Origin of the sequence: Roseibium aquae (genome assembly GCF_008711285.1) — a bacterium.
Lineage (GTDB): Bacteria > Pseudomonadota > Alphaproteobacteria > Rhizobiales > Stappiaceae > Roseibium > Roseibium aquae.
Genome location: NZ_VXDC01000004.1, coordinates 214967 through 237177, shown reverse-complemented (window position 1 = coordinate 237177; position 22211 = coordinate 214967). Strand labels below are relative to the sequence as shown.

At 59.9% G+C, this 22211-nt stretch carries 23 protein-coding genes; 12 read left to right on the top strand and 11 right to left on the bottom strand.

Translation table 11 applies throughout. The features are described 5' to 3' along the window. Nucleotides 1-84: 84 nt before the first annotated feature. Together F0184_RS08315 and F0184_RS08310 are read right to left on the bottom strand one after the other, a co-directional pair. Nucleotides 85-381, bottom strand: a complete 297-nt coding sequence (locus F0184_RS08315; protein ID WP_150495710.1) for a hypothetical protein — start codon at nt 379-381, stop codon at nt 85-87. Between the two features lie 51 nt (nt 382-432). Further along, on the bottom strand, nt 433-729 hold the full coding sequence (locus F0184_RS08310) for a hypothetical protein (RefSeq protein WP_150495709.1): 297 nt from the start codon (nt 727-729) through the stop codon (nt 433-435). 189 nt (nt 730-918) lie between these two features. On the opposite strand from F0184_RS08310, the gene F0184_RS08305 reads away from it, so the two are divergent. Beyond that, entirely contained in the window at nt 919-2334 is a 1416-nt protein-coding gene (locus F0184_RS08305; protein ID WP_150495708.1) for a YcaO-like family protein, read from the top strand. Between the two features lie 162 nt (nt 2335-2496). Here F0184_RS08305 and F0184_RS08300 read toward each other — a convergent pair whose 3' ends face one another. Continuing rightward, nucleotides 2497-3048 (bottom strand): CAP domain-containing protein, encoded by a 552-nt coding sequence (locus F0184_RS08300; protein ID WP_150495707.1) that lies wholly within the window; start codon nt 3046-3048, stop codon nt 2497-2499. Further along, the gene (locus tag F0184_RS08295) at nt 3045-3890 is read right to left on the bottom strand and encodes a phosphodiesterase (RefSeq protein WP_150495706.1); all 846 of its coding nucleotides are present in this window, start codon (nt 3888-3890) and stop codon (nt 3045-3047) included. Before F0184_RS08295 ends, F0184_RS08300 begins: the two co-directional genes overlap by 4 nt. A gap of 156 nt (nt 3891-4046) precedes the next feature. On the opposite strand from F0184_RS08295, the gene F0184_RS08290 reads away from it, so the two are divergent. Genes F0184_RS08290 through F0184_RS08275 form a run of 4 tightly spaced genes read left to right on the top strand, consistent with a single transcriptional unit; the run spans nt 4047 to nt 7901 of the window. Next, a complete protein-coding gene (locus F0184_RS08290; protein WP_150495705.1) occupies nt 4047-5831 on the top strand; it encodes an ArnT family glycosyltransferase in 1785 nt (594 codons plus the stop codon). After that, a complete protein-coding gene (locus tag F0184_RS08285; RefSeq protein ID WP_172972041.1) occupies nt 5828-6760 on the top strand; it encodes a phosphatase PAP2 family protein in 933 nt (310 codons plus the stop codon). Before F0184_RS08290 ends, F0184_RS08285 begins: the two co-directional genes overlap by 4 nt. 8 nt (nt 6761-6768) lie before the next feature. Next, complete coding sequence (locus F0184_RS08280; RefSeq protein ID WP_206668320.1) at nt 6769-7572, top strand: glycosyltransferase family 2 protein; 804 nt, start codon at nt 6769-6771, stop codon at nt 7570-7572. 14 nt (nt 7573-7586) lie between these two features. Next, complete coding sequence (locus F0184_RS08275) at nt 7587-7901, top strand: lipid-A-disaccharide synthase N-terminal domain-containing protein (RefSeq protein WP_150495704.1); 315 nt, start codon at nt 7587-7589, stop codon at nt 7899-7901. A gap of 83 nt (nt 7902-7984) precedes the next feature. Here the strand turns inward: F0184_RS08275 and metC are convergent, their stop codons facing one another. Next, nucleotides 7985-9163 (bottom strand): cystathionine beta-lyase, encoded by a 1179-nt coding sequence (gene metC / locus F0184_RS08270; protein ID WP_150495703.1) that lies wholly within the window; start codon nt 9161-9163, stop codon nt 7985-7987. A 625-nt stretch (nt 9164-9788) separates the two neighbouring features. Here metC and F0184_RS08265 point away from each other — a divergent pair. The 5 genes from F0184_RS08265 to F0184_RS08245 all read left to right on the top strand — a co-directional run bounded on the left by F0184_RS08265 (nt 9789) and on the right by F0184_RS08245 (nt 14965). Beyond that, nucleotides 9789-10805, top strand: a complete 1017-nt coding sequence (locus tag F0184_RS08265) for an amino acid ABC transporter substrate-binding protein (RefSeq protein ID WP_206668319.1) — start codon at nt 9789-9791, stop codon at nt 10803-10805. Nucleotides 10806-11066: 261 nt separating this feature from the next. Further along, nucleotides 11067-12281 (top strand): amino acid ABC transporter permease, encoded by a 1215-nt coding sequence (locus tag F0184_RS08260; protein WP_172972040.1) that lies wholly within the window; start codon nt 11067-11069, stop codon nt 12279-12281. A gap of 12 nt (nt 12282-12293) precedes the next feature. Next, complete coding sequence (locus F0184_RS08255; RefSeq protein ID WP_150495702.1) at nt 12294-13448, top strand: amino acid ABC transporter permease; 1155 nt, start codon at nt 12294-12296, stop codon at nt 13446-13448. A gap of 82 nt (nt 13449-13530) precedes the next feature. Continuing rightward, on the top strand, nt 13531-14334 hold the full coding sequence (locus tag F0184_RS08250; RefSeq protein ID WP_150495701.1) for an amino acid ABC transporter ATP-binding protein: 804 nt from the start codon (nt 13531-13533) through the stop codon (nt 14332-14334). 172 nt (nt 14335-14506) lie between these two features. Beyond that, on the top strand, nt 14507-14965 hold the full coding sequence (locus tag F0184_RS08245) for an META domain-containing protein (protein WP_172972039.1): 459 nt from the start codon (nt 14507-14509) through the stop codon (nt 14963-14965). A gap of 4 nt (nt 14966-14969) precedes the next feature. Here the strand turns inward: F0184_RS08245 and sseA are convergent, their stop codons facing one another. From sseA to F0184_RS08215, 6 genes are read right to left on the bottom strand one after another with little or no spacing between them, the layout of a single operon-like run. Continuing rightward, nucleotides 14970-15824, bottom strand: coding sequence for a 3-mercaptopyruvate sulfurtransferase (sseA, locus tag F0184_RS08240; RefSeq protein ID WP_150495699.1), 855 nt, complete (start codon nt 15822-15824; stop codon nt 14970-14972). Beyond that, nucleotides 15821-16306, bottom strand: coding sequence for a GFA family protein (locus F0184_RS08235; RefSeq protein WP_150495698.1), 486 nt, complete (start codon nt 16304-16306; stop codon nt 15821-15823). The genes sseA and F0184_RS08235 overlap by 4 nt, the downstream gene beginning before the upstream one ends. Before the next feature lie 9 nt (nt 16307-16315). Further along, nucleotides 16316-17035 carry an alanyl-tRNA editing protein gene (locus F0184_RS08230; protein ID WP_150495697.1) on the bottom strand — a complete coding sequence of 240 codons (720 nt, stop codon included), beginning with the start codon at nt 17033-17035 and terminating at the stop codon, nt 16316-16318. A gap of 59 nt (nt 17036-17094) precedes the next feature. Next, complete coding sequence (locus tag F0184_RS08225) at nt 17095-17742, bottom strand: LysE family translocator (protein WP_150495696.1); 648 nt, start codon at nt 17740-17742, stop codon at nt 17095-17097. A gap of 36 nt (nt 17743-17778) precedes the next feature. Then, complete coding sequence (gene cls / locus F0184_RS08220) at nt 17779-19299, bottom strand: cardiolipin synthase (protein WP_150495695.1); 1521 nt, start codon at nt 19297-19299, stop codon at nt 17779-17781. Between the two features lie 19 nt (nt 19300-19318). Then, the gene (locus F0184_RS08215) at nt 19319-20353 is read right to left on the bottom strand and encodes a cysteine synthase A (protein ID WP_150495694.1); all 1035 of its coding nucleotides are present in this window, start codon (nt 20351-20353) and stop codon (nt 19319-19321) included. Between the two features lie 259 nt (nt 20354-20612). Here F0184_RS08215 and F0184_RS08210 point away from each other — a divergent pair, with 259 nt between their 5' ends. Both F0184_RS08210 and F0184_RS08205 read left to right on the top strand, forming a co-directional pair. Continuing rightward, nucleotides 20613-21263: a ChrR family anti-sigma-E factor gene (locus F0184_RS08210; protein ID WP_150495693.1), complete on the top strand. Its 651-nt coding sequence runs from the start codon at nt 20613-20615 to the stop codon at nt 21261-21263. Nucleotides 21264-21321: 58 nt separating this feature from the next. Then, nucleotides 21322-22131 (top strand): SDR family NAD(P)-dependent oxidoreductase, encoded by an 810-nt coding sequence (locus tag F0184_RS08205; RefSeq protein WP_150495692.1) that lies wholly within the window; start codon nt 21322-21324, stop codon nt 22129-22131. Nucleotides 22132-22211: the final 80 nt, after the last annotated feature.

The following is a 22211-nucleotide window of genomic DNA, read 5'->3' as shown; positions in this document are numbered from 1 at the left end:
GGCGCATGGTCGAGGCCCTGCATTCGACGAGGGAATTGGCTTTGCGGTACCTGCCCATTTGCCGACTGTGCCCAGCTGACAGGCTCAGTTGGGTCCGTGGCCCGATAAGGCTTTGGAAATGTCTGAAAGATAGGCGAGGTCACGTCCCCTGATTTTCGTTTTGTCGACCCTGTAGGGGAGGGTGATCGAACGGGCGTCCGTCTCTGCTTTCACGATTTTGAAGCTGATCAGTGCCACGGTCTCTTCAGGCAAACCGATTTCGGCAAGAGCCGCCTGCGGATCGGCGTGGAGCATGGAATAAAACTCCGGGTCAACTGAGGCTTGAGCGAGCAGCCGTCCGAGGTCCTTGACGTTGTTTTGGTAGTACGGGAACCGGGCCATGGGGCCTCCAAAACTGGTCGGGCCGCCGGCGATGCCGGCGGCCGTGATCGATCACTCGGGGATTGGCAGATCGCGGTACGCACAAAAGCCCAAGGCAGCTCTGCCTAGTTCTTCGAAATAGGATTCGTCCCGGGCGGCGATGCGGTCCATGTCGACTGCCGCCGGCACGACCAGGTGAACCATGTCCGCCGTGTCGGCATAGACAGTCAGGTCTTTGGGAAGGTCCGCCTCGGGGAGTGTCCCGGCCGGGTTCCCGACGAATTGAGCGCGCATCTGGTCATTTTCGACGATGGACGCGAACTTCTCCGCCACCTGATACATGGTTTCGGTGTCTTGGATACTTGTCATGGCCGCTCTCCGTGTTGATTTCGATCTGTGAGGTGCGGCAAGTAAAAACGCTGATTTACTGCATCAATTTGTCTATTACCTGCCACGCAGGGTGAGAATGTTTTGACTGGCGGCGATGATCAAGGGTATTTGTATGTTTCGTCATTGTTAAAATTACAGGTTGCTATTTCTGTCTGGGAAGTAATATCTATGACGATTGCATTGGACCAATATGGTTATTTCAAGATGTTCGATGTGCCTTCCCAAAGGGAAGTGCCGGAAGCTCAGGTGTGCCTGAGCGGCCTTCTGGATGTGGGCCTGCTGCGGCGGACTGGCGAGAATTATCTGCCCGCGCTCACGCTTTCGAATGAGACCTTGACATTGTTTGCTCCGCTTCTGGCCTCCCGCCGGCCGAGGTTGAAACGGATCTCGGGTGATGATGAGCCGGTTCATCTTTGTACCGGGTTGATCGAGGCACCGCACAGCAATGCCGATTCCAAGGGAATGGAAACCGCGTGGTTGCCAGCGGGGGGGCAAGGGCGCGACAAGGTTTCGGCGGCGGTCTCGTGCCTCGGCGAAATGGCGGAACGGCTCAGCTTGTACCGTCTCCCGCAAAACCGGGACCCGCGGATCTTCCCGATCCGCTCCGACCTTGAGGATCTGGCCGCCGGCCCATTTTTCGGCTTCAGTCCAACCCAGGAACACAGGGCGGGAAACGCGCATTTTGCCGGCTTCCGATTGCCCGATGGCAAGATCGATTGGAACGGCTTGTCCGAAGCGCGGGTCACCGTCCGCCATTTGGCGACCGGGCGGACAGCGCAATTGCCCGCATTTGGTGTGCTGCTAAATCCGCTCGGGGAACCTGGTCTGCCGGATTTCGGCTCCACTCTCGGGGCAGCTGTCTATACCACCTTTGAAGAAGCGGTCCGGCGTGCCACATGGGAACTGGTGGAGCGCGATGCCATGGCGCGCGCCTGGCACAACCGCTTGTGGATAAGTGGGGTTGATTCCGGTATTTCTGCCAAATATTTGGGCAGTTATTTAGCGGATTTCCTGAAAGCCCGGCCCCGTCAGACCCGGTTCTACCGCCTTGAGACAGATCTTTCGGCGCAGGTTGCCGTGTCCCTCTCTTGCGACAGCGGCGGTTACATGGCTGCGCTCGGCGTTTGTGCCGCGCCGAGCTTTGCGCTGGCCTTGCGATCGGCAGTCTGTGAAATGCTGCAATCGGAAAAGGCCCAGGCATGGACCACCTGGGCGGCCCAACGGGATAGCGCGCGGGGGAACACTCCCCGCGTTTCGCGGGCGGTGGCCTACGGCCGGACCACATCGATTGTCGAAGATCTTGGTCTTGATCACGTCCCGATGGCTTGCCCGGCCTCGGTGGAACAGGTCTTTTCGTTCGAAACCCTCATGGAGACTTGCCTGGATGCTGGCATCGACCTTTGGGTTCTGGATGCGACCCATCCCGAGATCAAAGTGCCCTGTGCGAAGGTTGTCTCACCTCAGCTTTGTTCATGGGAGGCGCGCTTCGGAAAGAAGCGTCTTTATCCCGGCGCCGTCTATGAAGATCCGGTGCGCCGTTCCGCGTTCGAATCCGCCTATGAGGCCCGTCCGTTTCCATTTTGAAAACAGGCGGCTGTTGACAGGCTTGGAAACCGGGCGTAATTAAAACATGAGCACTTTACTCAAGTTTTGAGTTTTCGTCTCACTGGCGATTGCCAAAGCCCTTCGGGGTCTCTGGAAACCACTTTATGGCGGGCTCTTGCCCGCCATTTTTTTTGACCTTTATCAACGGAGCACCGGTCTGCCGTCAGCTTCCGGCCGGGCCAAGGTGAGAACCCAGAAATTGCGCCATTTGCCGTTGGAGCGCCGGGTTCTGCCGATGCCTGCCCGGGTGACATAGGGGTTCAGAAGGTTCTTGTCGTGCCCATCCGATCCCTGCCATCCGGCGAAAGCGGCCGCAAGGCTCGCATAGCCCGCGCCCAGGTTTTCCGCGGCAGCATAGTTCGGGTATCCGGCAGCGGACAACCGGTTGGACAAGCCCTGAGGGCTATGCTCGCGGGTTTTCATGCTATCGCGCTCGGCGATATGCCGCGCCATGCTGAGCGAAACAACGTTCAACGTCCCATCGATGCGCAATGGGGGCAGGGCATGCGCCGCGCGATAAGCATTCAGCATCTGCAAGAGGTCCTGGGTGTCGACCGGCACGGTGGTGATTTCGGCCGCGCCGGTGAGGTCGCCGCTTGGAGACAGGGCGCTGCAGGAGGTGAACACTGTGATGCCTGCCAGAACGAGCAGCAGGCGCCGGGAAACGACCGGTATCGATCGAGTGTTTGTCATGCGCCTTCATCTCCCGGCCAGGTCACGCCATCGTCGGCGAAAAAATGATGGGGGCCAGGGAAATGCTCGATATAGGCCAGATGCGTTGTCAGCGTTCCACCCTCTCCAAGCTGGTGAAGGAAATAGGCCGGTGGCTCGAAGTTGAACATTGCCGGAGCGGTAGGGCTGAAATCGAGGGCGATTTGATGCGCCGTGCTTGGCGCCAGGGTCATGATCGTTCCTGCGAAGCTGGTGACGATCGGCCTGTGAACATGGCCGCAGAGAATGCGCTGGACATGGGCATGGCGGGAGACGGCGGCCGCGAAGGCTTCGGTATCGCGCAAGCCGATATCGTCCATATGGGTGATCCCGGTTGCGGCGGGCGGATGGTGAAGGGCGATCACCGTGGGTCTTTCCGTTTCGCCCAGAACCCGGTCAAGCCAGGAGATCTGGGCGGAACCGAGTTCGCCGTAGGGTTGACCGGGAACATGCGTGTCGAGGCCGACAATCCGGAGATCCCCGGCGTCGACCGTGTAGTGGATTTTGCCCTGATCCGGTTCGAGATCAACGATCCCGGGAAAATCATGGAGAGACTGCCGCATGCCCGCCGAACTGTCGTGGTTGCCAGGCAGGACATAGACCGGCATCGGCAACCGCCCCAAAAGGGTTCGGGCGAGCGCATATTCGCGCGGATCGTCACGGTCGGTCAGATCGCCGGTCACAATAACGGCGTCCGGGCGCTGCGGCAAAGCCAGAAGCGCATGCACCGCGCGTTCGGCGAACATGTTGGTATCGCTGACGCGGTAGCAGGCGAGGCCGCGCGGCCGCAGATGAAGATCGGTGATTTGGGCAAGCAGGGTCATGGACCGTTATGTCTCCGGAATGTTCGCGCCGGGACGATAGCGGACCCACCCGGGCAGACAAGAGTGTGTTTCCCTTTTCCGCAAGCTCATGTAGGAGAAGCAGCGCACCTGCCTGTGGCGGCCGGGTGGCGAAATGACTAGGCCGGATCCAATCAGATGACTGAAAAAAGCGCGACCGAAACGCCCAACCCAGATCAGGATACGAGCGCTGCAACCGCCGACACCCAGCCTGCCCGGTCCGGGGCGGCGGCTAACAAGCCGCTTTGGATCCGGCTATTCGGACACGATTTGTCCGCGCTGCTGTTCCTGTTGGTCCTGGCTCTTGTGATGTTCGTACCGGGCCAATGGACGGTTCCCCCACTGGATCGGGACGAGCCGCGCTACACCCAGGCGACCAAGCAGATGCTGGAGACTGGCGATTATGTGGACATCCGGTTCCAGGACGAGGCACGCCACAAGAAGCCGGTCGGTATTTATTGGCTTCAGGCCGTCGCGGCCAAGACCATCGGCAGCGGGGAGCAAAGTCCACTTTGGGTCTATCGTCTTCCGTCTTTGATCAGCGCGGTTCTCGCCGTACTGGCGGGCTTCTGGCTTGCTCGGGCGTTCATGGGGCCGGCGGGCGCCCTGCTGGTTGGCTCTTTCCTGGCGGCTGCGATCATTCTGGGTGTCGAGGCGCGGCTGGCCAAAACAGACGCCGCGCTTCTGTTGACCATTCTACTCGCCCAGGGGGCATTGGCCCGGATTTGGCTGACCCACGGTGAAAGCCGTTTGTGGGGGCTGTCTTTCGTGCTGTGGACCTCGCTTGCGGCGAGCATTCTGATCAAGGGGCCAGTCGGCCCGATGGTGGTCGGCTTCACGGTCGCCGGGTTGATGTTGCTCGGACGTTCCTGGCGGTGGGTCAAGTCGGCCACGCCGGTTCTGGGATTAGTCTGGATGCTCGCCTTGGCGAGCCCCTGGTTCATCGCCATCGGCCTGGCAACCGACGGGGCGTTTTTCGCCGAAGCCATCGGCCGGGATCTCATCGGAAAGATCGGGGAAGGGCAAGAAAGCCACGGCGCGCCGCCACTCACCCACCTGGCCGCCATGTTCGCGGTGTTCTGGCCGCTGCCAGCTTTTGCGCTGTTGGCGGCCCCGGCTATCTGGCGGGAACGGAAAAGCCCGCTCGTTGTTTTCGCCGCCGCCTGGTTTGTGCCAACCTGGGTCGTGTTCGAGATGGTTGCGACCAAACTTCCCCATTACACCATGCCAATCCTGCCTGCGCTGGCGCTCGCGGTGTCCGCTGCCCTGGTCGACGGGGCCGGAACGGCTGGCTCAAAGGGGTTGAGGCGGATCGCCGCCGTCGTGCTTGCGGTGCCCGTTGTGGGGGTCGCCATCGCGGCGTTCGCGGGTCCCTTTGTGCTCGGGGTATGGCCGTCGCCGCCCGGCGCCGTCCTGTCAGCCATCGCGGCCGTGCTGGCCCTTGCCGCCTCCTCCCAGATCCTGCGCGAATTGCCGATGAAGGCTGTGGCCACCAGTCTTGCCGCCGGCGCCTTCATGATGGTTGGCTTTTGGGGGTTCGTTGGGCCTGCCTTGACGCCAATCTGGGTAAGCCCGCGTCTCGCAGCCGCCATTGACGCGGTCCCGGACTGTCCGGACCCGCAGGTCGCCATCCGCGGTTTTCACGAACCCAGTTTTATTTTCCTGCAAGGAACCGGAACAAGGATCCTTTATCACGCGGAAGCGGTGAAGTTTCTTCAAGAGGGATTGGACGCGGGCGTCTGCCGCATTGCTGCCATAGAAAGCCGGGAAAAGGCGGCGTTTTTGGAGGCTGCCGAGGCCGCCGGTCTTGAAACCAGGACCGCTGGCAATGTACAGGGCCTCAACATCAATGGCGGAGATCAAGTCGATATCGGTCTTTATCTCGCTCAACCAACCAATGCGTCGAGACAAGGTGGGCAATGAACGAAGGCCGGCAGACCAAGACTGGGCTTTTGGAAACGGCGAAGACCGTTGCGTCCCGAATGCGCGCCAACATGCGCCGTGTCCGGCAAACCATCTCTCACCGTAAGGGCCGGGCAGCCAGCTATTGCGATCCCCTGCGGCCGGGCCAGAGACCGCAGGATATTCTGGCGGTGCTCATCTTGACGGTCGGAATCGCGGTTCTGGCATTCGACATTCCCGCCTATCCGTGGATTCGATCCTTGCCTGGCGAGTACTGGGTGACCTTCAATGCGTTCACGGATCTTGGCAAGGCCCACTGGATTCTGTGGTCGAGCGGCCTGATCTGTCTCTTCCTGCTGGCGCTGGATGCGGAAAAACTGATTTTCCGTCTGCGGATGACGGTTGGGGTCCTTTTTACCTATGCCGGGTTCATCTTCTTCACCGTGGCGGCGACCGGCATCCTGGCGATCGTGTTCAAATGGTCCCTCGGGCGGGCGAGGCCCAAGCTCTACGAGGAACTGGGCCCCGTTTATTTCGATTTCATGGCGCTCGACAGTGACTTCACCAGTTTTCCGTCCGGGCATTCAACGACGATTGGCGCGCTCGCGGCGGCGCTCGCGTTGATATTCCCCAGTTACCGGTGGCTCATTGTGGTTGCGGCTTTCTGGATTGCCTTCAGCCGGGTCATGGTCGGGGCTCATTTTCCAAGTGACGTGATCGCCGGGACCCTGCTCGGCGTGAGTTTCACCTATTTCGTGGCGCGTGCGCTCGCCCGCCGGCGGATCGGGTTCACTTTCACCCCGGACGGGCATCTGGTTCCGATCATCAGTGCCCGGTCGGCCAAGGCCTGCGCCCGCTCCGTCTGGCATGTCATCATGGGACGGCGCGGTGCCATCCGTTTGGGCTGTCCGGCTGGCGCGACACCGGGCCAGACCGGTCTTGCTCAATAGGAAATCCAATGCCCAGCAGCGTTGCCGAGATGCTATCCAGGGAAACCCAAGGTCTTGATGTGACCGTTGTGGTTCCAGCAAAGAACGAGGCGGAGAACCTTCCGATCCTCCTGGACGAGATATCGGACGCGCTTTCGGCCCGCGCCTTCGAGGTGATCGTCGTCGATGACGGCTCGACCGATGAAACACCCCAGGCGCTGATCGCTTACGCCGAACGCCACCGGTGGCTCCGGCCGTTCCGGCACGAGACCTCTTGCGGCCAGAGTTGCGCGGTTCGCACGGGCTTACTTAACTCGCGCGGACGCGTGATCGCGACCATCGACGGCGATGGGGAAAACAACCCGGCTTATATTCCAAGGCTGCTGGATCTTTTGGATGCGGCCGGACCGGGTGTGGCCCTGGCCGCTGGCCAAAGGGTGGGGCGTAAGGCCAGCCCTGCCAAGCGCTATGCCTCGAAGCTTGCCAACAAGGTTCGCGGCGCGATCTTGCGGGACAATACCCGCGACAGCGGATGCGGCCTGAAAGTCTTGCGCCGCGACGTCTTTTTGCAGCTTCCCTATTTCGACAGCTGGCATCGGTTTCTGCCCGCGCTGGTCATCCGGGAAGGGTACGCTGTCGTGCATCTCGATGTGGAAGACCGGAACCGCCGGTTCGGCTCGTCGAAATACGGAATCTTTGACAGGGCGCTTGTCGGCGTTGTTGATCTTGCCGGGGTTTGGTGGTTGCGCCGCCGCCGGAAACGGCGTCCCATCATCAGCGCCCTCAGCGTCGAAACGGTCCCCGATCCCGCACCGCCTCTGACCGCGGATTGAAAGATGAAACGCCCATGACTGCGATTATCGACTGGTTCTACCAGGTTTTCGTCGAGCAATTCAGCTTCTGGATCGTTCTGGGATTCGTGGCCCAGGCAATGTTCATGATGCGGTTCGTGATCCAGTGGATCGCGTCTGAGCGGGTTGGCCGTTCGATCGTCCCGGTTGCCTTCTGGTTCTTTTCCGTGGCCGGCGGATCGCTGTTGCTCGTTTACGCGATCCAACGCCAAGACCCTGTGTTTATCGCAGGGCAGGGTCTTGGCCTGTTGATCTATTTCCGGAACTTGTGGCTAATCTTCCGCGAAAAACGGCAGGACCCGACAATTTAGCGCCGGTTCGAACATGTCGAAACCGATCAGGTACCGAAGCCGGGCAGCTTTCTCACTTCCCCACGCTGTCCGTTTGACACCGCTCACAAGAAGGCGACCTCAAGCGCGCGCTTGAGATCCTTGATGAGATCTTCGGGGTCTTCCAGGCCGATGTGGATCCGGGCCGATTTCACCGCCGGATCCGGTGTGGTGGTGGTTCTGATCCCTTTCAGCCGGACAGGGATCGCCAGGCTCTCGAACCCGCCCCAGGAGTATCCCAGGCCAAACAATTCGAGGGCATTGAAGAAGGCCGTCGACTGCGCGTCCGTGGTGCCTGCCATGAAATCAAAGCCGAACAAGCCGCTTGCGCCGCTGAAATCCCGTTTCCAAAGGGTGTAGCCGGGATCGCTCTCAAGGGCGGGATACCGAATGGCGGACACTTCCGGGCGCGTTTTCAACCAGTCGACGACCACAAGCGTGTTTTTCATGTGCCGCTCCAGCCGGACCGACAAGGTGCGCAATCCGCGCAGCGCCAGATAAACATCGTCCGGGGCGATGTGGGTGCCCATCGCCGACAAGGTCCGGTCAAGGGCCGGCCAGGCCCGCTCGCTTGCCGAAATGGTTCCCAGCATCACGTCCGAGTGGCCGACGATGTATTTTGTTCCGGCCTGGATGGACAGATCCACCCCAAGCGAGATCGGCTGGCAATAGAGCGGGCTGGCCCAAGTGTTGTCCATCAGAACCGTGGCGCCGATTGTCCGGGCCGCCGTGGTGATCGCGCGCACGTCCTGCATTTCGAATGTGAGAGACCCGGGAGCCTCGGTGAATATGGCCCGCGTGTTCGGTTTGAACTCGGCCCGGATGTCATCCGCAAGGGCGGGGTCGTAGTAAGTCGTTTCGATGCCGAAGTTCGGCAGGACAGTATCGGCGAAATGACGGGTCGGACCGTAGATCGTATCGGGCACCAAGAGATGATCGCCGGTTTTCAGACAGGACAGGCAGGCAAGGGCGATGGCATTAAGGCCGGAGGTCGCCAGCTTGGTCCCGGCCGCGCCCTCAAGCTCCGTCAATGCGGTCTCCAGCGCTTCGGTGGTGGGCGTTCCCCGCCGGGCATAGACATATTTCTGACCGCCGGACGTCATGGTTTCGATGTCGGGAAACAAGACGGTGGATGCGTGCACCACCGGCGGATTGACGAAACCGTGGAAGCCTGCCGGATCCCGGCCTGAATGGGCCAGAAGGGTATCCGGTTTTCTGATGTTCTTGTCCGGCTTGGTCGTCATTTTGTCCTTCTTTCTCGTTCGGGCGGGCTTGCGCGGACCCGGGAACGGACAGGCTGGGCGGAGCGCCCGGGAGGGGCAAACCTCGCAGGGTGGTTGGTATGTGCCAGACAAAAGCATTAACAATCAACCAAACGGCTGACAAACCGGTGGGCATGAAAAGCGGTGGGGAGATCAGGGCGGCCGGAATGACAAAGCGCCAATCATCCGTTTACAATCGCCCAGTCTTCCGAACTGCACCTTGATTGTCCAAAGTGGCGCCCGTCTCTTTTCAAGCTATTGATGCAAGCTGCTGGAATGACTTGGAAAGGTGTCTGCCAACCATTTGGGCAGGCCTGCATTGCAAATCACCATGTTCACCTTCTGTGCAAACCGGTTTTTCTCGGAATCGGACCAGCGTTACGGAAATATCCGTATTCGGCCGCGTCAACCTCTTGACCCGCCCCGCCAAATACCATCGTATAGGTCCATTGGGACGGGCAGGGGTGCCCGGAGGAATCGACCGTTTGATCCGGTCGAGCGCGTTACGGTTGCTGCCGCTCAAGTGTTTGCGGGGGTGCCGGTGCGGAGGGCATCAGTTCGTCCCGATGACACAAAAGTATGGGTAACAATACAAGGCTGCATATCCATGTCGAAAACAATCCTTCCGCTCGTTCTTGGCGCTGCCATGGGCGTCGCCGCGACCAGTGCATCGGCGACAACCCTTGAAGACGTCAAGGCCAAGGGCTTCGTCCAGTGCGGCGTGAGCCAGGGCCTGCCGGGCTTTTCCAACCCGGACGCACAGGGGAACTGGACCGGTATCGACGTCGACTACTGCCGTGCCGTTGCTGCTGCGATCTTTGATGATCCGTCCGCGGTAAACTTCACGCCGCTTTCGGCCAAGGAGCGCTTCACGGCTCTGCAGTCCGGCGAAGTCGACATTCTTTCCCGGAACACCACCTGGACCATGTCCCGTGACTCCCAGCTCGGCCTGAACTTTGCCGGGGTGAACTACTACGACGGTCAGGGCTTCATGGTCCGCAAGGATCTTGGCGTGACCTCGGCTCTGGAACTGTCGGGCGCCTCCGTGTGCACCAACACCGGCACCACCACCGAGCTCAACGTCGCCGACTATTTCCGCGCGAACAACATGCCGTACGAAATCGTCGCCTTTGAAAAGGCCGACGAAGTTGTCGCGGCATATGATGCCGGCCGTTGCGACGTCTACACCACGGACGCTTCCGGTCTGTACGCCCAGCGCCTCAAGCTGACCAACCCGGGCGACCACATGGTTCTGCCGGAAATCATTTCCAAGGAGCCGCTCGGACCGGTCGTGCGTCAGGGTGACGACGAATGGTTCAACATCGCAAAGTGGACCCTCAATGCGATGATCAACGCCGAAGAGCTCGGCGTGACCTCTGAAAACGTTGATGAAATGATGTCTTCCGACAACCCGTCCGTGAAGCGCCTGCTCGGCGTTGAAGGCGCGTTCGGAGAAGGCATCGGCCTGACCAACGACTTCGGGGCGCGCATTCTCAAGCACGTGGGCAACTACGGCGAGACCTTCGACGCCAATGTTGGTCCCGATACTCCGCTCGGTATCGCGCGCGGCATAAACGCGCTTTGGACGAAGGGCGGCATTCTCTACGCTCCGCCGGTCCGCTAAGCGCGTCGGTAGACCAACCGGGATGCTGGGCTTCGGCAGTTGGAAGACTGCCGAAGCCCTAACAACAAATCGGCCGTTCCGGGACCGAATGGATGAACCATCGGCACAGGCGGGCGGCTCACTAGAGGGCAGGCTGTTTCCACCGGCAGGGGAAGATCCGCGCAAGCGGACATCAAGACAGGAAACAGCCCTTGGTTGCAGCTATGACACGGCCAGACTTGGCCGGGCCCGGCGGCTGCACCGCAAATCGGGCGAGGGTTAATGGCAGTATTGGAGCAGGACACGGCGGCAACGCCGGCGCGTGCTTCGTTGATGAACGATCCTAAAATCCGCGGGATTTTCTACCAGGTACTTCTGGTGGCCTTCCTCGTGCTTTCAGGCTGGTTCATCGTCTCGAACACGATTGTAAACCTTGAACGGCAAAACATTGCCTCGGGTTTCGGATTTCTGGACAACACAGCAGGCTTCGGGATCATTCAGACCCTTGTGCCTTACGCGGAAACCTCAAGTTACGGGCAGGCTCTGTTCGCTGGCTTCTTGAACACGCTGCTGGTGGCCGTGGTCGGCATCGCATTGGCCACCGTCCTCGGCTTTGTGGCTGGGATAGCGCGGCTGTCTCCCAACTGGGTAATCTCCCAGATCGCATACTGGTATGTGGAGATCCTGCGCAACGTTCCCCTGCTGCTTCAGATCTTCTTCTGGTACTTCGCCGTTCTTCGCGCTGTCCCGGGCAAGCGCGACAAATGGTCTTTATTCGATACATTTCATCTCAACATCGGCGGACTGCGCGCTCCCAAACCCCTCTTTGAATCGGGCTCCGACATCGTTTTTTACGCGCTGTTGGCCGCAATCGCCGCAACCGTCTTCATCGCGCGGTGGGCCAGGAAACGCCAGGAAGCGACCGGTCAGCAGTTCCCCTCCTTGTTGACCGGCTTCGGACTCATCCTGGGGCTTCCACTCATCACCTTTTTCGTGATGGGCATGCCGATCGGCCTGGAGCATCCGGTGTTCAACGAAACAGGGCCGATGCTGCAACGCGGATTTCAACTGAATGTGGGGATCAACGTGATCCCGGAATTCCTGGCGCTCACGGTGGCTTTGGCGATCTACACCTCGGCATTCATTGCCGAGATTGTCCGTGCAGGGATCCAGGCCGTGAGCCACGGTCAAACAGAGGCGGCGCATGCCTTGGGATTGCGCCAGGGACCGACACTTCGGCTGGTGATCATTCCTCAGGCGATGCGGGTCATCATTCCGCCGCTGACCAGCCAGTATCTCAACCTGACGAAAAACTCGTCTCTGGCCGTCGCGATTGCCTTTCCGGACCTGGTGTCTGTCGGTGGGACGGTTCTGAACCAGACCGGGCAGGCGATCGAGGTGATCGCTGTCTGGATGATGGTTTACCTGTCACTCAGTCTGCTCACATCGATGTTCATGAACTGGTACAACCAGCGCATGGCGCTCGTGGAACGCTAAGGAGATCAAGACATGGCAAATGCTGATCTTGCCCACGTGCGCAGCGAGGAAGCGCCAACCCTGCCGGCTCCGGTCTCGACGACCGGGGCGATCGGCTGGATGCGCAAGAACCTCTTTTCGTCCGTTGGGAACACCATTCTTACCTTCATCGGCATCTGGCTGGCCTATTCGATCATTGCTCCGATCATCCAGTTTGCCTTCATAGACGCGGTCTGGACGGGCGACGACCGCCAGGCCTGTCTGGCGACCCAGGAGGGACAAACGGTCGGGGCCTGCTGGGCCTATGTCAAAGCCTATCTGCCGCAGTTCATCTATGGCCGTTATCCGCTCGAAGAACGCTGGCGGGTCGATGTCGTTTTTGTTCTGCTCGTCTTCACGATGGTGCCGCTTTTGATTCCCAGCCTCCCGCGCAAGGGATTGAACGCGATCCTGTTTCTCGTCGTGTTCCCGGTCGTCGCCTATTTCCTGCTGACCGGCCTGGTCATTGGCGACAACGTCATCCTGCCGATCGTCCAAACGGCCCAGTGGGGCGGCCTGCTTGTCACCCTGGTGATCGCGGTCACCGGGATCGTGGCTTCGCTTCCCCTGGGCATCGCCTTGGCTCTTGGGCGGCGGTCGCAAATGCCGATCGTCAAACTCGTGTCGATCATCTTCATCGAGTTTTGGCGGGGGGTGCCGCTCATCACGGTGCTGTTCATGGCATCGGTTGTGCTGCCGCTTTTCCTGCCCGATGGGGTGACCTTCGACAAGCTTCTGCGGGTGCTGATCGGGGTGACGCTGTTTGCCTCCGCCTATATGGCCGAGGTCGTGCGCGGTGGCTTGCAGGCGATCCCGAAGGGGCAGTACGAGGGGGCACAGGCGCTTGGACTGCGGTTCTGGCCGATGATGTATCTCATCATCCTGCCGCAGGCTCTGAAGATGGTGATCCCGGGAATCGTCAACACGTTCATTGGCCTGTTCAAGGACACCACACTGGTTCTGATCGTTGGAATGTTCGACCTTCTCGGTCAGATCCAGTCGTCCTTCTCGGATCCGAACTGGTCCACGCCGACACAGAGCTACACGGGGTATCTGTTCGCAACCGCGATCTTCTTCGTCTTCTGTTTCGGCATGTCGCGCTATTCCATCTTCATGGAACGCAAGCTGCATACCGGACACAAACGATAGCCGTCGGACGGCCTTGATCGAGGGGCGGCCCGCTGCTGGCGCGCCGCCCCCCACAAGACACAAGAATTCGGAGTTAAGACCCATGAGTGACAACGCTGTCCTTTCCGACGACTACACCCCAGACCGGTCGAAAATGACCGTCTCCGAAACGGATGTGGCGGTCGAAATCAAGAACATGAACAAATGGTACGGGGACTTCCACGTACTGCGGGATATCAATCTCAAGGTGATGCGGGGGGAGCGGATCGTGATTTGCGGTCCGTCCGGGTCCGGAAAGTCCACCATGATCCGCTGCATCAACCGGCTTGAAGAGCATCAGAAAGGGTCAATCGTCGTCGATGGCATCGAACTGACGGACGACCTGAAGAAGATCGACGAGATCCGCCGAGAAGTCGGCATGTGTTTCCAGCACTTCAACCTGTTTCCGCATCTGACGATCCTCGAGAATTGCACTCTGGCCCCGATTTGGGTCCGCAAGATGCCGAAGCGGGAGGCCGAAGAGGTCGCGATGCATTATCTGGAACGCGTCAAGATCCCGGAGCAGGCGCTCAAGTATCCGGGGCAATTGTCTGGTGGTCAGCAGCAGCGCGTCGCGATCGCCCGGTCCTTGTGCATGAACCCGAAAATCATGCTCTTCGATGAGCCGACTTCCGCGCTCGATCCGGAGATGATCAAGGAAGTGCTCGACGTGATGGTGGGCCTCGCGGAATCCGGGATGACCATGCTCTGTGTGACCCACGAAATGGGCTTTGCCCGTAAGGTCGCGAACCGGGTCATCTTCATGGATCAGGGGCAAATCGTGGAACAGAACGAGCCGGAGCCGTTCTTCACCAATCCGCAGCATGAGCGGACCAAACTGTTCCTCAGCCAGATCCTGCATCATTGACAAGCCGTCAAGTCCGGATCGCTTTTCGCGCGGGGCCTTCGGGTCCCGCGTTTTTTTGGTCACCAAACTTGCCGATGGGTTACTTGTTCCAATTGACGCTGGGTGTTTCCCGCTTCCAATAATAGGTCAAGGACGGCGGGAACGCCGGTCAATGGCTGAGGAGGAGACGCGCATGACCCACCAGCGGAAGCCTGAGGGCTTGACAGGATTGAGACGGGCGGCCGTTGCCGGTGTGATGGCTGTGTGCCTCGGGAGTACAGCACCCGCCCTGGCCCAGGATAGCGACGTGCCATTCGGTCTGATCGGAGTGTGGACCGTGCAGTCGTTCGACGGCACTCCGGCCCGGCCCGATGCGCCTATGTCCATCGAGTTCGAGGAGTCCGGCACGATCGCCGGGTCAGCCGGATGCAATACGCTTTTCGGTCCATTGCGCGACGAACGGGGCAGCATCCGGCTGGGGCCCCTGGCTGTGACGCGCAAGGCATGCCAACCCGACATCATGGAACTTGAAGCTGCGTTCCTGAAAGTGGTCGGCGCGGTGAAAGGGTATCGCCTTGAAGGAAACAATCAGCAACTCGTGCTGACCGATGGCGGTCAGACGGATCTGATTGTCCTGACCGCCGGCGGTTAGAAGCTCAAGCCGGCCCCGTCACGACATCGGTGTCGTCGCGCCCGCCCCATTCGCTCCAGGATCCATCGTAAAGCGTCAGGTTTTTTGCCCCGGCGATTTCAAGGGCGAGGGTGAGCGCGGCCGCCGTGACGCCGGAGCCGCAGGTTGTGGTCACCGGCTTGTTCAGATCGATCCCTGCAGCGGCCAGGAGTTGCCCAATCGTGTCCGCATCCTTGGCCGTTCCGTCGTCGTTCATCAGCTCGGAAAAGGGCAGGTTTCGCGCTCCCGGCATATGCCCGGACCGCATACCCTCCCGTGGCTCCTTTTCGTCCCCTGTAAACCGGCCAGCAGGGCGGGCATCAAGAATCTGGCCGGACCTATTGACGATCGTGTTCCGGACATCATTGAGATCGGCGAGCGCCATGTGATTGAGCCTGGCCGTGAAGTGCCGATCAGGACGAGCGGTCATCCGGCCGTCTTCCAAAGGCCGGTCTTCCGCCTTCCATTTGCGGATCCCGCCATCCAGAACGAAGACCTCACCGGCGCCCATCACCTTGAACATCCACCATACGCGCGGCGCGGAGAACAGGCCGATGCCATCATACACGACGATGCGCTGGCCGTCTCCGATCCCCATTTTCCGCATCTTTGAGGAAAATACATGTGGCGCGGGCAGCGTGTGCGGCAGCCCCGAGGCGGGGTCGCTCACGTCGTCGATATCGAACCGAACAGCACCGGGGATATGCCCCTCAAGGTATTCGGCTTCCGCGTCCCGTCCCATTTGCGGCAGATACCAGGATCCATCGACGACCACGAGGTCAGGGGAGGCGAGCCTTTCGGCGAGCCAGTCCGTGGAGACAAGCGGTGAAGCGGCGCTCATGGTGTATTCCTCCCGAAAAGGTTCTTTTGTTTGTGCCAATCCTCAATGGACAGGACCGGATACTCCTGGAAATGCACATGGGTATCGCCGGCCGGCAAATCGACCCAATCCGGTTTGCTTTCCAGCATGATGTGCACTGTTTCCGGCGTTTTGGGCAAGGGGGTGTCGATGGCCGAGGCCAATGGGTGAATCAGGTCCGGCCAGCGCGGATCCCACAGCCAAAGATGGCTGCCGCAGGTTCCGCAGAATGAGCGTTCTGCCGGGCTGACCCCGGTATCAAACTCGGCCTGGTAGATTTTCCGGACCCGATGGGGGTCGTGGACATCCAGTGTTGCGGCATCCGCCATCAGGTTGATGGCGTAGCCTCCGCCGCCGGTTGTCTTGCGGCAGACCGAGCAATAACACCGCATATAGGGGTAGGGGGTGTTGCTGTGCACCGAGAAGTGGATCGAACCGCAGTGGCAGCTGCCTTCAAGTATCATGACAGCCCCTCAATCGGTAAGCTGGATCCGGACCCGCCGGTTCTGCTTGCCTTTTTTCTCGGATTTTCCCAAGTCCAAAAGACCGATCTCCGCAGTGGAGGCGACATGGGTTCCCCCGCAAGGTTGCAAATCGGTGTCCAGGCCAATGCGGACCAACCGCACTTTTCCAGCGCCGCGCGGCGGGGCGACCGACATGGTCTTCACAAGGCCCGGATTGGCATCCAGTTCCGCGTCCGTGATCCATTCGCTGCTGACAGGATGGTCGGCCCGCACCAGCCCGTTGAGGGTGTCAAGAACGGCCTCCTTGTCGAGGGCATCATCGCCCATGTCGAAGTCCAGCCGGCCCTCCGGATCGCCGATCTGACCCCCGGTCACCGGATAGGGAAGTGCCACGGAGAGCAGATGGAGTGCTGTATGCATGCGCATTAGCCGGTACCGTCTCGGCCAGTCGATATGCGCCGTGATCCGGGCGCCCGGTACGGGCACTTCCTGCCCTTCTGCCGGAACGTGGATGATGGTGGCCTTGTCATCGTCATAGACTGTGGCTGCGATGGCGATCCGGCGGCCATCTTCAAGCTCCAGCTCGCCTGTATCACCGGGTTGCCCGCCACCGGCGGCATAAAACACGGTCCGGTCAAGAACGATGCCGCCGCGGTCGGTCACGGCCTCCACCTTGGCTTCGCAGGTGCGAAGGTAGGCATCTTCACGGAACAGAGGGGTCGTCGGCATGGGCGAACCTTGCGTTGGCGGACGGGTGATGAACGCCTTTCAGCGCTGGCGGGTACGGGTTAGCGCGCAAGAGACTGTGCCGCGAGCAGCTTGAGGGCGAAGGCACCCATGATCCCGGCAAAGGTCCAATCAAAGGCGCGCAAGACCCGAGGCGAGTTTCTGAGAAACCGGGCGATCGAAGCGGCCCCCGCAACCATAGCCAGGCAACAAGGAACGGCAAGGGCTATGAAGTAGGCTCCGAGAAACAACAATTTTTGCGCCGCGGCGGGGTCGGTTGCCGACACGAATTGCGGCAGAAAGGTCACGAAGAAGAGCACAATCTTGGGATTCAGGAGATTGATCGTAAGCCCTTTGGTCCAGACCGCGAGAAAGGACTCGGTCCTGCCGGTCTGCATATCCGGAGTGAAGGCCGAACCTTTGCGGACCGCCTGAACGGCGAGCCAAACCAGATAACCGGCCCCTCCGATCTTCAGGGCAAGAAAGGCGGTTTCCGACGCGGCCAGTAGAGCCGAGATTCCGAGCGCGGCCAGAAGGGAATGCACGACAATGCCGCAGGCCGCTCCGATCACAGCCGCCGCACCCGCCTTGCGCCCCTGGGTCAACGTTTTGCCGAGAAAGAGCGTCATGTCCGGTCCTGGCGTGATGATGAGGACAACAGCGGCCAGGGTGAACGCGAGCAGTGTTGGAAGGTCTGGAATGAAAGCCATGCGGTGCCCGTCGGTTTGGTTCCCGGTCAGAGTTGCCTAAAGGATCGGTGAAAGCAACTGGGCTCCTTGCGCCAGGACCCGGAAAGCATAGCTGCGATTTTCCAATTCGTGTGCTCCCGTGATCCGGGCCTGCCGGAAATCGGCGTCGAGCATGTCAGCAACCTTGGAGATCATTCGTTCGTGGGTGAACCAGAGTGTGATCTCGAAATTGATCCGGAAGGAGCGATTGTCGAAATTCACCGTTCCGACGGATGCAAGATCGTGATCCACGAGGGTTATCTTTTGGTGCAGGAACCCTGTTTTGTAACGGAAAACCTTCACGCCCCGCGCCACCATGGTGTCCGCGTGGGCATGGCTTGCCAGCCAAACAATCTTGTGATCCGGTTTTTCGGGTAACAGGATCCGGACATCCACCCCGCGCATGGCAGCCGCATAAAGAGCGGTCTGAATGTCGACGGAAGGCACGAAATAGGGGGTGGCGATCCAGAGACGGTGCCGCGCGCGGGCGGCCGCTTCGGCGAAGGCAATCGAGCATTCCTCGAGATCGTCAGCCGGACCAGTCGGCATCACCAGAACGGACTCGTCGCCAGGTTTCGGGATTTCACCGGATTGCGGCAACGTGATTTCCTCGCCATTGGCCCACAGCCAATCCTCGACAAACGAGATGGCGCAGGACAGGGCGGCCGGACCGGAAATCTTGGCATGGGTATCGCGCCAGTGCCCGAACCGCTTTGACAGACCGATATATTGATCTGCCACATTGTGTCCCCCAACCCATGCATGCTGGTAGTCGACGACCACGATTTTCCGGTGGTTGCGATAATTCAGACGCATCGGGCCAAGCAGGCGAAGATAGCGGTGCCGTTCATTGAACCCGCTGACCTTGATTCCCGCTCTCTTGAGCCGGTTCAGATAGGCATTGCCGATACCGCGGCTCCCGACGTCGTCGTAGAGGAAGTAGATCTGAACCCCGGCTTGCGCCCGTTCGATCAAGGCATTGGCCATCCTGTTGCCCAAACCGTCATCGGCCACGGTGAAAAACTGGAAGAAAATGGTCTTGCTCGCGCCGCGAATCCCGGCCTCGATCGATGCGAATGTGGCATCGCCGTCAATCAGCAGCTCGCAAGCGTGTCCGGCGAGAAACGGCATGCTGGCGATCCGCGACAGAACGGGCCAGTCGCGAGTTTCCTCCTGGTCCGCCAAACGCAACTCTTCGGCACGCCGCCTGCGTTCCTCCCGCCCCAGTCTGACCTGAACCTTGGTGTAGTCGGCAAAAGCCCGCCAACCAAAGATGAAGTAAAGCGGGACCGTCACGTAGGGGATGAAAAACAGCGACAGGAGCCATGCAATCGAGCCCTGTGCCGTCCGGCTGTTCATGATCTCGCGGATCGCACAGACAATCGCGGCGGCATAGACAAGGAACAACAATCCCGCGAGGAGCCCGAGATTGTTCGCAATAACCTCCAGCATCGTCGCGTCTCTCGCGACATCGGCAACGATTTGACGCGCCGGTCCAGGACCTGTCGGGTCGACAGCAGCTTTTGCCTCGTTGATCATCGGCCCCTGTCTCGCGGGTTCACACGTAGGGGGCTTTCAATGTCGTTTCCTTTTCGAGCCAGTCGGGGACCGGAAGGCTCTTCGATTTCAAGAAGACGGGATTGTAGAGCTTAGACTGGTAGCGCGTGCCATGGTCGCACAGGATGGTCACGATGGTGTGGCCGGGGCCTATTTCCTTGGCCAGTCGGCGTGCGCCCGCAAGGTTGATCGCCGAAGACCCGCCCAGAAGCAGCCCTTCAGTCTCCGCCAGGTCGTAGATGATGGGCAGTGCTTCGGTATCGGGGATCGACCAGGCGTGATCAACCTTGATATCTTCCACAATCGGCGTGCTGCGGCCAAGACCGATCCCCTCTGAGATCGATCCGCCTTCGGTTGCCTTTACCTCTCCGGTCGTGAAAAGGTTCGCCATTGCCGCTCCCATCGGATCGGCGCATCCAATGACGATGCCGGGCTTTTGTTCCCGCAGGTAAGTCGACACGCCGGCCAGTGTCCCGCCCGTGCCCACTGCGCAGATGAACGCATCGACCTTTCCATCGGTTTGTTTCAGGATTTCCGGGCCAGTCGTGAGATAGTGCGCCTTCCGGTTGTCCAGATTGTTCCACTGGTCCGCGAACAACACACCGTTCGGCTCTGTTTCAGCAAGTTGTTCTGCGAGGCGTTTGGCCACGTGCTGATAGTTGTTGGGGTCGCGGAAGGGCCGGACCGGCACTTCGACAAGTTCCGCGCCGCACAGTTTCAGCATTTCCTTTTTTTCCCGGCTCTGGGTCTCCGGAATGACGATTACGGTGCGATAGCCGCGCGCACTGGCCACCAGAGCAAGGCCAATACCCGTGTTGCCCGCGGTGCCCTCCACAATCAATCCCCCGGGTTTCAGGTCGCCGCGCGCTTCCGCTTCCAGAATCATCTGGCGTCCGGCGCGGTCCTTGACGGATTGGCCCGGGTTCATAAATTCTGCCTTGCCCAATATTTCGCAGCCGGTTTCCTCTGACAGCGCCGTGAGGCGGATCAAGGGCGTATTGCCAATGGCATCGACGACGGAATGATACGCGGACATGAGACGTTTCCCGATTTTTCTAAGTGTTGGGGCAGACGCTAGTCGGCCTCCCGCCGCCGATCAAGCCAAAGCGGCCGGGCTCGGGGATAAATCCATTGAAAGTCTGGGTTTGCCTATTCTTCCCAGGTTCTAGATCTCGTACAGATTTCCGAATAAAAAAGCGGAAACAAGATGATCCATGGATTTGAGTGTCACGTAAAGTGGACAAATTCAACGAACGCGCACCTTTACAGGCCGCGCGGACCTGAAGAGTAGAGAGATGCAACAGAACATTACCGGGCTGGACGAGCTGCTGGCTGGATACGCAGCCGGAACACTTGCTGCCCCCGCCCATGCGCTGGTCGGGGCTCATCTCGAACTGGCGGACCGGAACAGGAGTTATGTTGCGTCGATGGAAGCTCTCGCCGGCACCGGACTTGATGAAGTCGACCCTGTCGCGTTTTTGGACCGGGACGCCGCGCTGAAAGCAATCTTCGAGGGTGTGCATCCATCAGGCGACCCGATCGAGGTTGAGCGGTCTGCGGTGTCTTCCGATCTGCCGACCAGCCTGCTGTCGATCGCGAAGGGCCCCATCGCCGACTTACCTTGGAAAACCCTGCTTCCAGGGGTCAAGGAGTGCCGCTTCGGCGAGATCGATGGCTGCAATGTCAGCGCCATCTGGGTCAAGGGCGGGCGCGCCATGCCGTCTCACACGCACCACGGGACGGAATTGACGCTCGTTCTTCAGGGCGGTTTCAGCGATCTCAGTGGACACTATGTGCGCGGCGACATTGCCTTCGCCGATGACAGTGTCGACCACCGGCCGATCGCGGATGACGGTGAAGACTGCATTTGTTTCGCCGTCACAGAAGGGCGCTTGCAACTGACCGGTCTTGTCGGCCGGTTCATCGCGCCTTTTGTCCGGAACTGACATCAATCCAAACCTCCGTCGTGCGGCGTATAGTTAGTAACCCACAACGGAGGTTCTTTTGTCTTCATCATTGTATTGTGCGCAGCCCAGTGATGGTTGCGCATGGATTACCGGCGCCAGCACGGGCATCGGCCGTCAACTCGCCCTCGATCTCGCCCGTCTCGGGTGGAATGTCGCGGTGACCGCCCGTTCTCAGAACGCTCTCCAGGGCTTGGCCGATGAGGCCGCCAGTCTCCCGGGATCGATCCAAGTATTTGCCGGAGACGTTTCCGACGCCCAACTGATGTCCTCTCATGCAACGTCCATCGATCAAACCTGCGGACCGGTTGCGTTGCTGATTGCCAATGCGGGTGTCTACTATCCGCAGGACGGATTGAACGGGAAACTGGAAGAGTGGCACACCTCTTTTGACGTGAACCTGAAAGGCACGGTCAATGTGATGCTGCCGGTGATCGAGCGGATGAAAATCCGCCGCAAGGGTCAGATTGCCGTCGTGGCTTCGGTTGCCGGCTACAATGGCCTTCCCACATCGGCGGCCTACGGCGCGACCAAAGCCGGCCTGATCAATATGGCGGAAGCCCTGAAATTCGATCTCGATCTTGCCGGAATCCGGATCCAGGTGATCAACCCCGGTTTTGTCGACACGCCGGCAACGAAGTCGAACCCGTTTCCCATGCCCTTCCTGATGACGCCTGAAGAGGCTGTGAAAGAAATCATCAAGGGATTGCAGGACCCCAAGCGGTTCGAGATCGCCTTTCCCCGCCCCTTTGTCCGCCGGTTGAAACTGCTTAAGCTCGTTCCCTACCGCTTCTATTTTCCGCTCATGGCCAAAGCGACAGGTTGGTCGAAGAAGACTATGGCTGAATAGGATGGCCACCGGGTGGCCAGATCAGCGGGCGTTTTATCGGAACCGATCTCTCGCCCAAAGCTGATCGTTTCTTGTTGGGC

What these genes read in the sequence shown, in the direction of transcription:
- F0184_RS08315 (WP_150495710.1), bottom strand. Translation starts at nt 381, where the DNA reads ATGGCCCGGTTCCCGTACTACCAAAACAACGTCAAGGACCTCGGACGG.
- F0184_RS08310 (WP_150495709.1), bottom strand. Translation starts at nt 729, where the DNA reads ATGACAAGTATCCAAGACACCGAAACCATGTATCAGGTGGCGGAGAAG.
- F0184_RS08305 (WP_150495708.1), top strand. Translation starts at nt 919, where the DNA reads ATGACGATTGCATTGGACCAATATGGTTATTTCAAGATGTTCGATGTG.
- F0184_RS08300 (WP_150495707.1), bottom strand. Translation starts at nt 3,048, where the DNA reads ATGACAAACACTCGATCGATACCGGTCGTTTCCCGGCGCCTGCTGCTC.
- F0184_RS08295 (WP_150495706.1), bottom strand. Translation starts at nt 3,890, where the DNA reads ATGACCCTGCTTGCCCAAATCACCGATCTTCATCTGCGGCCGCGCGGC.
- F0184_RS08290 (WP_150495705.1), top strand. Translation starts at nt 4,047, where the DNA reads ATGACTGAAAAAAGCGCGACCGAAACGCCCAACCCAGATCAGGATACG.
- F0184_RS08285 (WP_172972041.1), top strand. Translation starts at nt 5,828, where the DNA reads ATGAACGAAGGCCGGCAGACCAAGACTGGGCTTTTGGAAACGGCGAAG.
- F0184_RS08280 (WP_206668320.1), top strand. Translation starts at nt 6,769, where the DNA reads ATGCCCAGCAGCGTTGCCGAGATGCTATCCAGGGAAACCCAAGGTCTT.
- F0184_RS08275 (WP_150495704.1), top strand. Translation starts at nt 7,587, where the DNA reads ATGACTGCGATTATCGACTGGTTCTACCAGGTTTTCGTCGAGCAATTC.
- metC (WP_150495703.1), bottom strand. Translation starts at nt 9,163, where the DNA reads ATGACGACCAAGCCGGACAAGAACATCAGAAAACCGGATACCCTTCTG.
- F0184_RS08265 (WP_206668319.1), top strand. Translation starts at nt 9,789, where the DNA reads ATGTCGAAAACAATCCTTCCGCTCGTTCTTGGCGCTGCCATGGGCGTC.
- F0184_RS08260 (WP_172972040.1), top strand. Translation starts at nt 11,067, where the DNA reads ATGGCAGTATTGGAGCAGGACACGGCGGCAACGCCGGCGCGTGCTTCG.
- F0184_RS08255 (WP_150495702.1), top strand. Translation starts at nt 12,294, where the DNA reads ATGGCAAATGCTGATCTTGCCCACGTGCGCAGCGAGGAAGCGCCAACC.
- F0184_RS08250 (WP_150495701.1), top strand. Translation starts at nt 13,531, where the DNA reads ATGAGTGACAACGCTGTCCTTTCCGACGACTACACCCCAGACCGGTCG.
- F0184_RS08245 (WP_172972039.1), top strand. Translation starts at nt 14,507, where the DNA reads ATGACCCACCAGCGGAAGCCTGAGGGCTTGACAGGATTGAGACGGGCG.
- sseA (WP_150495699.1), bottom strand. Translation starts at nt 15,824, where the DNA reads ATGAGCGCCGCTTCACCGCTTGTCTCCACGGACTGGCTCGCCGAAAGG.
- F0184_RS08235 (WP_150495698.1), bottom strand. Translation starts at nt 16,306, where the DNA reads ATGATACTTGAAGGCAGCTGCCACTGCGGTTCGATCCACTTCTCGGTG.
- F0184_RS08230 (WP_150495697.1), bottom strand. Translation starts at nt 17,035, where the DNA reads ATGCCGACGACCCCTCTGTTCCGTGAAGATGCCTACCTTCGCACCTGC.
- F0184_RS08225 (WP_150495696.1), bottom strand. Translation starts at nt 17,742, where the DNA reads ATGGCTTTCATTCCAGACCTTCCAACACTGCTCGCGTTCACCCTGGCC.
- cls (WP_150495695.1), bottom strand. Translation starts at nt 19,299, where the DNA reads ATGATCAACGAGGCAAAAGCTGCTGTCGACCCGACAGGTCCTGGACCG.
- F0184_RS08215 (WP_150495694.1), bottom strand. Translation starts at nt 20,353, where the DNA reads ATGTCCGCGTATCATTCCGTCGTCGATGCCATTGGCAATACGCCCTTG.
- F0184_RS08210 (WP_150495693.1), top strand. Translation starts at nt 20,613, where the DNA reads ATGCAACAGAACATTACCGGGCTGGACGAGCTGCTGGCTGGATACGCA.